Raw genomic sequence first — 6576 nt, forward strand, 5'->3', positions numbered from 1 at the left:
CGAGAACACCGCAGTCACCGAGCCCGAAGCCGCATAGAGGAGTCCTCCACGATTCCGGGGGAACCACATAGGCAGCCGTAGCGGGTGAGGATGCGGTGCACCGTGGAGACGTTCAACCCCAGGTGGTATCCGATCCGGGCTGGCCCCCAGCGGCGGGAGACGCGTAACCCGACGACCCGGCGTTCCCGGCGCCGGCTGGTGCGATGCGGACACGATCGGGGCCGGCTGGACCGATCACCCATTCCGGCCGGCCCGTGGTCGCGGTAGCGATCCGCCCATCGCTTGGCCGTGGTGACTGACACGTTGAACCGGTCAGCTGCGCGGCGCAGTGGCCACCGGTCGTCCACAACACACCGAGCCAGACGCAACCGGCCAGTCGGGGACAGCGGTGAATTACGGTGGGACATGAAGACCTCCGGGTTGAGGAGCGGTTCTTAGACAGCTCCACACCTCACTCGGAGGTCTTCCCTATGTCACGTCGACTCGCCGAACGCCGTACCTAACGTCCCGGGTCGGTACAGCTAGGCCGGGTGCTCCTGATTGGCGTTCGTCGAAGGTTAGATCAGCGTAGACGTGGTCGTCATGCCTGTATACCTCGAGCTGGAGTCCGCTGGGGTTGTCGCTGCCACATCCCATACATGATGGCGAGTGCGCTGGTAGCCGCTGATCGAAGCCCATTGGGTGGTCCTCTCTGCGGTCCTCGTTCGGTGTTCGAGCACTCGCAGTTTCGTTCTGTTACCGACGGTATCGTTTGTGCTGTTGGTCTGGAGCGGGAAGTGGGCAAGGGTGGAGATCGCCGATATCGATGATGTGGACCCGAGGCGGGTTCGCTCGCGGGCGCGGTTGTTGGATGCTGCCGCGACCCTGCTCAGCAGCGGTGGGGTCGAAGCGGTCACCGTGGAGGCTGTAACCCGGCTATCTCGCGTAGCCCGCACCACGCTGTATCGACATTTTGAGAGCACCACGGACCTGGTGGCAGCAGCCTTCGAGCGGTTGTTGCCTCAGGTGGACAACCCTGAAACCTCGCAATCGATTCGCGATGACCTGGTCACATTGATGCAACGCCAGGCTGCTCTCATCGAACAGGCTCCGTTGCAGTTGACCACACTGGCTTGGTTGGCAATGGTTCCCAAGCAACCTGGCGAAGAACCAAACGCATTGGGGCCGTTGCGGATGCGCGTAGTCAACCAGTACCGAGAACCCTTTGATCGAGTGTTGACAAGTAGCGCGGCCGCCGCTGAACTCGACGATCCGGACTTGACCATGGCGATCACTCAGCTGGCAGGCCCTCTGGTCTTCGCCAAGCTCACCGGGATTCGCGCGATGGATGTCGCTGATCTCGAGCGCCTCGTCGATGACTTTCTTGCGGCGCACAGGCGGCGCCCGCCTACATAGCCTCACCGCCTTCCACTTTTACGCTACAACTTGTAGCGTAGCGCTACCGATGGTTCCACTGTGGGCCAGATGAGTTGGTGAGGTACTGCGTATGGTGGTCCATCGTCCCGATGACAAGCGCTTGGCAAGGCGGCCGTTGGTCGAGCGCAGCGAGTACAGCTCCACGTTGGGACGAATCGCGCGGTTCACTTTGACGCACAAGTCCCTGGTCATCGGGGTGTGGATAGCTGTCGGGGTGGTGTTGGCGGTGCTGTTTCCTCAGTTGGAGACGGTGGTGCGGCAGCAATCGGTAGATCCGATCCCTGCAGGGGTTCCGTCCTTTCAAGCTCTTGATCAAATGGGTGGCGCATTCGGGGAAAAGGGCGCTAAGACCACTGTCTTCGTGACCATGGAGAACCCGAATGGGCTTACAGAGGTCACGCGAGAGCGATACGACGCGTTGGTCCTACAGCTCCGTGAAAATTTTGACGATGTGCAATCGGTTCGTGACTTGCTGTCGGATCCGATCACTGCCCGCCAGGCGTTGAGTGAGGATGGCAAGGCCTGGTATCTGCCCGTCGGGGTCTCGGGGACCCTGGGCGGTCCGGCGGCGACTCATGCGGTGGAAACCGTCCGCGAAACCGCACGCCGGGTGTTTGAAGATACTGGTACCGCGGTTCATGTCACCGGACCCGCAGCCACCTTCAGTGATCAGATCGTGAGTGCCGAGAGCGACCTGGTCGTGATCACTTTGGCCACAGTCGCGCTGATCGCCCTGATCTTGCTGGTGGTGTACCGATCGCTGTTCACAGCACTGGTGCCGTTGCTGGTGATTGGTGTCAGCCTTGGGGTGGGCCGCGGCGTCTTGTCCGCACTAGGTGAGCTCGGAATGCCGGTGTCTCAGTTCACCGTCGCATTCATGACGGTCATTCTGCTCGGGGCCGGGGTGGACTACTCAGTCTTTTTCATCAGCCGCTATCACGAGCGGTTGCGCCAAGGCGCGCCTACCGCGGATGCTCTTGTGGACGCTACAGCGACGATCGGACGGGTCATCTTGGCCTCGGCGGCGACGGTGGCACTGGCATTCCTGGCTATGGCGTTCGGCGAACTGAGCGTCTTTTCCACCTTGGGTCCGGCCTGCGCGATCGCGATCCTCATCGGGTTCCTCGCCACTGTCACCTTGCTGCCGCCGGTGCTGCAGTGGGCAGCCCGCTTCGGTTGGGGCAACCCCCGACGAGACCTCACGCGCAAGTACTGGAATCGCGTGGCGGTGCTTGTCGTCCGCCGCCCAGTCCCCCTTCTCGCTATAACGATGGTGGGGCTGATCGTGCTGAGCACGATCGCGATGGGTATCCACATCACCTATGACGACCGCCAGGGCCAACCCGCGACGACCGACAGCAACCAGGGATATGCGCTGCTTGACCGCCATTTCCCCACAGATGTGACGGTTGCTGAGTTTCTTGTGGTGGATGCGCCGATCGACCTACGCACCGCCAGCGGACTTGCCGACCTCGAGCAGATGGCTTCGCGGGTATCCCAAATTCCCGGGGTGACTCGCGTCATCGGCGTCACCCGCCCCACCGGCGACAAACTCGAACAGGCCGAGCTGTCGTGGCAGAACGGTCAGATCGGGGACCAGGTGGCAGGCGCCGTCGCAGACGGCCAGCAACGAAAAGGCGACCTCGAGCAGTTGCGCTCCGGTGCCAACCAGCTCGCCGACGGGCTGGCCCAACTCGACACCCAGCTACGCCTCAACCTGACGCCACTCGCCGGTATCCTCACCCAAGCAAGCACCGCCGGTCAACAAATCCAGCAGTACCAACCACTCCTGCGCCAGCTCGCCGCGTCCGCGCCCGCACTCGACCGCGCCTCACAGAACGCCCCACAACTTGCCGCCCTGACCCGCCAAACATCCGCGGCGCTGACAACAGTGACCTCAATCCTACCCCTCCTCGACTCAGCGCCCTGGTGCGCCCAAGTCCCCCAGTGCGCAACCCTGCGCGCACAGATTCGCGACCTCAACGCCACACTAGGGAGTGGACTGCTCGACCAGATCACCACCCTGTCAACACAACTCGCACAACTAGACACACCCCTCACGACGGTCACCGACCAACTCACCGCAACCGTCAACTCCCTCAACTCCACCCTGAGCACCATCAACAACCAAGACCTGCCCGCTAAGATCACTCAACTCCAAACTGGCGTGAGTCAGCTCGCCGCAGGATCACGACAACTCGCCGACGGCGTGTCCGCGCTGATCGACAGCAACCTTCAGCAACTAGCCGGGATGGCCACCCTAGCCACGCAACTCCAAACCTCCGCCCGCGAAACCGCCGGAACAGACTCCGCGACCGGCTTCTACCTGCCACCTCAAGCCAACGCAGACCGCCGCTTTGTCGATGTCGCTCGCCAATTCGTCTCGCCCGACGGCCATACCGTGCGCTACGCAATACAAACCAGCTTCGACCCCTACAGCACCGAAGCCATACAACTGACCAACACCATCACCGATGTTGCAAACGCCGCCAGACCGAACACCACCCTGGAGGACTCCCACATCGCAATCGCCGGATTCCCCGCCATCAACGCCGACCTGCAACGCCTACTCGCCGACGACTTTCAACTCCTGGCACTGGCAACCCTCATCATCGTCGGCCTGATCCTAATCCTTCTCCTCCGAGCACTCATCGCACCGCTGTATCTCCTAGGAACCGTCGTCCTCAACTACACCGCGGCACTGGGCATCGGCGTCCTAATCTTCCAACACATCCTCAAAACCGAGATCGCCTGGCCTGTACCGCTATTGGCTTTCATAGTCCTCGTCGCCGTCGGCGCAGACTACAACATGCTGCTCATCTCTCGCCTACGCGAGGAATCCCAGAACAACATACGAATCGGCGTTCTACGAACCGTCACCAACACCGGATCGGTCATCACCTCGGCCGGCCTCATCTTCGCTGCCAGCATGTTCGGCCTCATGGCTGGCTCGATCTCCATCATGACCCAAGTTGGACTGATCATCGGTATCGGACTACTGCTCGACACCTTTATAGTGCGCACCATCGTCGTGCCGGCCATCGCGACACTACTAGGCAAAACCAGCTGGTGGCCGAACAACGAAACCGTTTAACGTACTCCTGGTTTAGTTCCCCAGTATCCGCGCGGGACTGTCGCTAGGGACTGCTGCACGGATAGGTGACATCTGATCTGGCTTGCCTTCGGGCGGTCGGGAAGGATGTAGCTGTGCCCAAGCCGTACCCCCAGGAGCTCCGAGACGATGCGATCCGGGTGGCTCGTGATCGTGGAGAAGGCGTCACGATCGAGCAGGTCGCCAACGACTTCGGTGTGCACCCGATGACGCTGCACAAGTGGATGCGACGCGCGAATATTGATGGGGGCCGCAGCCCTGGCGTGACCTCGACCGAGTCCGCTGAACTGCGCGAGGCCCGTAAGCGGATCCGCCTGCTTGAGCAGGAGAACGAGGTGCTGCGTCGAGCGGCGGCGTATCTATCGCAGGCGAACCTGCCGGGAAAAGGCTGTACCCGCTCGTGAAAGAGCTCGCCGCCGACGGGATTGCCGTCGCGTGTCGTGTCGGGTACTTCAGCTCTCGCGCCAGCCCTACTACCGGTGGCTGGCCAGCCCGGTCACCAATGCCAAGCTGGCCGCGGCGTATCGGGCGAATGCCCTGTTCGATGCCCACCGCGAGGACCCGGAATTCGGCTACCGATTCCTCGCCGGGGAAGCCGCCACCGTGGGTGAGTCGATGGCCGAGCGGACCGCGTGGCGGATCTGCCGCGACAACGCCTGGTGGTCGGTGTTCGGCAAGAAGCGAGGTCGTAACGGCCGACGACCGGGACCACCAGTCCACGATGATCTGGTCCAGCGCGACTTCACCGCCGAGGAGCCACATCGGTTGTGGCTCACTGGTATCACCGAACACCACACCCGTGAGGGCAAGCTCTATCTGTGTGCAATCAAGGACGTGAATCACCCTAGGTTTGATGCCGTTTCCTTCTGAGTTAGGAAGGATGAGCGTTATGCCGAAGAAGATCGATCCAGAGGTCCGTGAGCGGGCGTTGCGGTTGTTGCAGACCCATGGTGGTGAGTATGCGTCGCTGACAGCGGCGGCCGAGGCTGTGGCCAAGCAGGTCGGCGTTGGGAAGGAATCGGTCCGCCGGTGGGCGGTGCAGAATCAAGTCGATACCGGGCAACGCCCGGGCGTGACCTCGGAGGAATCGGCCGAGATCAAGAAGCTCAAGGCCGAGAACCGGCAACTGCGTGAGGACGTGGCGGTGTTGAAAGCGGCGACGACTTTCTTCGCGGGGGAACTCGACCCCCGCAATCGATGATCATCGCGTTCATCGACACGATGCGAGCTGAAGGTGTAGCGGTCGAGTCGATCTGCCGAGTCCTGCGGGAGCAGGGTTGCCAGATCGCCGCACGCACCTATCGGGCCTGGCGTTCGCGTCGGCCCGCCGCACGCACCATCAGCGACGCCCAGACTGTCGATGCGGTACGTGAGGTCGCGTGGCGGGTCGATCACCAGGGACGGCGGCGGCTCACCCCGGAAGGGCTCTACGGACGCGTGAAGATGCGTGCACTTCTGGACCGCACCAGCATGCCAGGGGTGTCCTACGGTGCGGTGGACCGCGCGATGAAGATGTTGCACCTCAATGGTATTCGTCGTTCCAAAGGTATCCGAACAACGATCCCGTCCACGGATGGAATCCGGGCCGGAGACCTGTTGAACCGCACGTTCTGTGCTGCCGAACCGAACCGTGTGTGGGTCACCGACTTCACTTACGTCCGAACGTGGTCCGGATGGGTGTACGTCGTGTTCATCATCGATGTGTTCTCCCGCAAGATCGTGGCCTGGCATGCCTCCACGAGCAAGGACGCCACCTTGGTGACCATCCCTCTACGGATGGCGCTATGGCAACGTGACCGCGATGGTCATCCTGTCAAAGATGGTGAGCTGATACACCATTCGGATGCAGGATCGCAGTACACGTCAACACGGTTGACGCAGAAACTCTCACTGGAGAGTATCTCTGCGTCGATCGGATCGGTGGGAGATGCCTACGACAACGCGCTGATCGAATCAGCGAACGGCCTCTACAAGACCGAGTGTGGTTCCCCCGGAATCGTGGAGGACTCCTCTATGCGGCTTCGGGCTCGGTGACTGCGGTGTTCTCG

General features: G+C 61.9%; 4 protein-coding genes and 3 pseudogenes. 5 read left to right on the forward strand and 2 right to left on the reverse strand.

What is annotated here, in order from left to right:
* Nucleotides 1-77: 77 nt before the first annotated feature.
* Together B1964_RS11185 and B1964_RS30985 are read right to left on the reverse strand one after the other, a co-directional pair.
* A pseudogene (locus B1964_RS11185) lies at nt 78-407 on the reverse strand (leucine zipper domain-containing protein); the annotation flags it as partial.
* 112 nt (nt 408-519) lie between these two features.
* Nucleotides 520-678, reverse strand: a pseudogene (locus tag B1964_RS30985) (PaaI family thioesterase); the annotation flags it as partial.
* 108 nt (nt 679-786) lie between these two features.
* Here B1964_RS30985 and B1964_RS11195 point away from each other — a divergent pair.
* The 5 genes and pseudogenes from B1964_RS11195 to B1964_RS11220 form a co-directional block, all read left to right on the forward strand.
* Nucleotides 787-1395, forward strand: a complete 609-nt coding sequence (locus tag B1964_RS11195) for a TetR/AcrR family transcriptional regulator (protein WP_005194691.1) — start codon at nt 787-789, stop codon at nt 1393-1395.
* Between the two features lie 91 nt (nt 1396-1486).
* A complete protein-coding gene (locus tag B1964_RS11200) occupies nt 1487-4510 on the forward strand; it encodes an MMPL family transporter (RefSeq protein WP_005194693.1) in 3024 nt (1007 codons plus the stop codon).
* Between the two features lie 113 nt (nt 4511-4623).
* A complete protein-coding gene (locus tag B1964_RS30690) occupies nt 4624-4932 on the forward strand; it encodes an IS3 family transposase (RefSeq protein WP_005194694.1) in 309 nt (102 codons plus the stop codon).
* A 31-nt stretch (nt 4933-4963) separates the two neighbouring features.
* Nucleotides 4964-5398: a hypothetical protein gene (locus B1964_RS30695; protein WP_187589362.1), complete on the forward strand. Its 435-nt coding sequence runs from the start codon at nt 4964-4966 to the stop codon at nt 5396-5398.
* Between the two features lie 19 nt (nt 5399-5417).
* Nucleotides 5418-6511 (forward strand): annotated as a pseudogene (locus tag B1964_RS11220) (IS3 family transposase); the annotation flags it as partial.
* Nucleotides 6512-6576 lie beyond the last annotated feature (65 nt).

This window comes from Gordonia sp. i37 (genome assembly GCF_002043085.1).
Taxonomy (GTDB): Bacteria; Actinomycetota; Actinomycetes; order Mycobacteriales; family Mycobacteriaceae; genus Gordonia; species Gordonia polyisoprenivorans.

Bases quoted from the DNA above. Each gene is read 5' to 3' on its own strand.
- B1964_RS11200 (WP_005194693.1), top strand. From the start codon at position 1,487: ATGGTGGTCCATCGTCCCGATGACAAGCGCTTGGCAAGGCGGCCGTTG.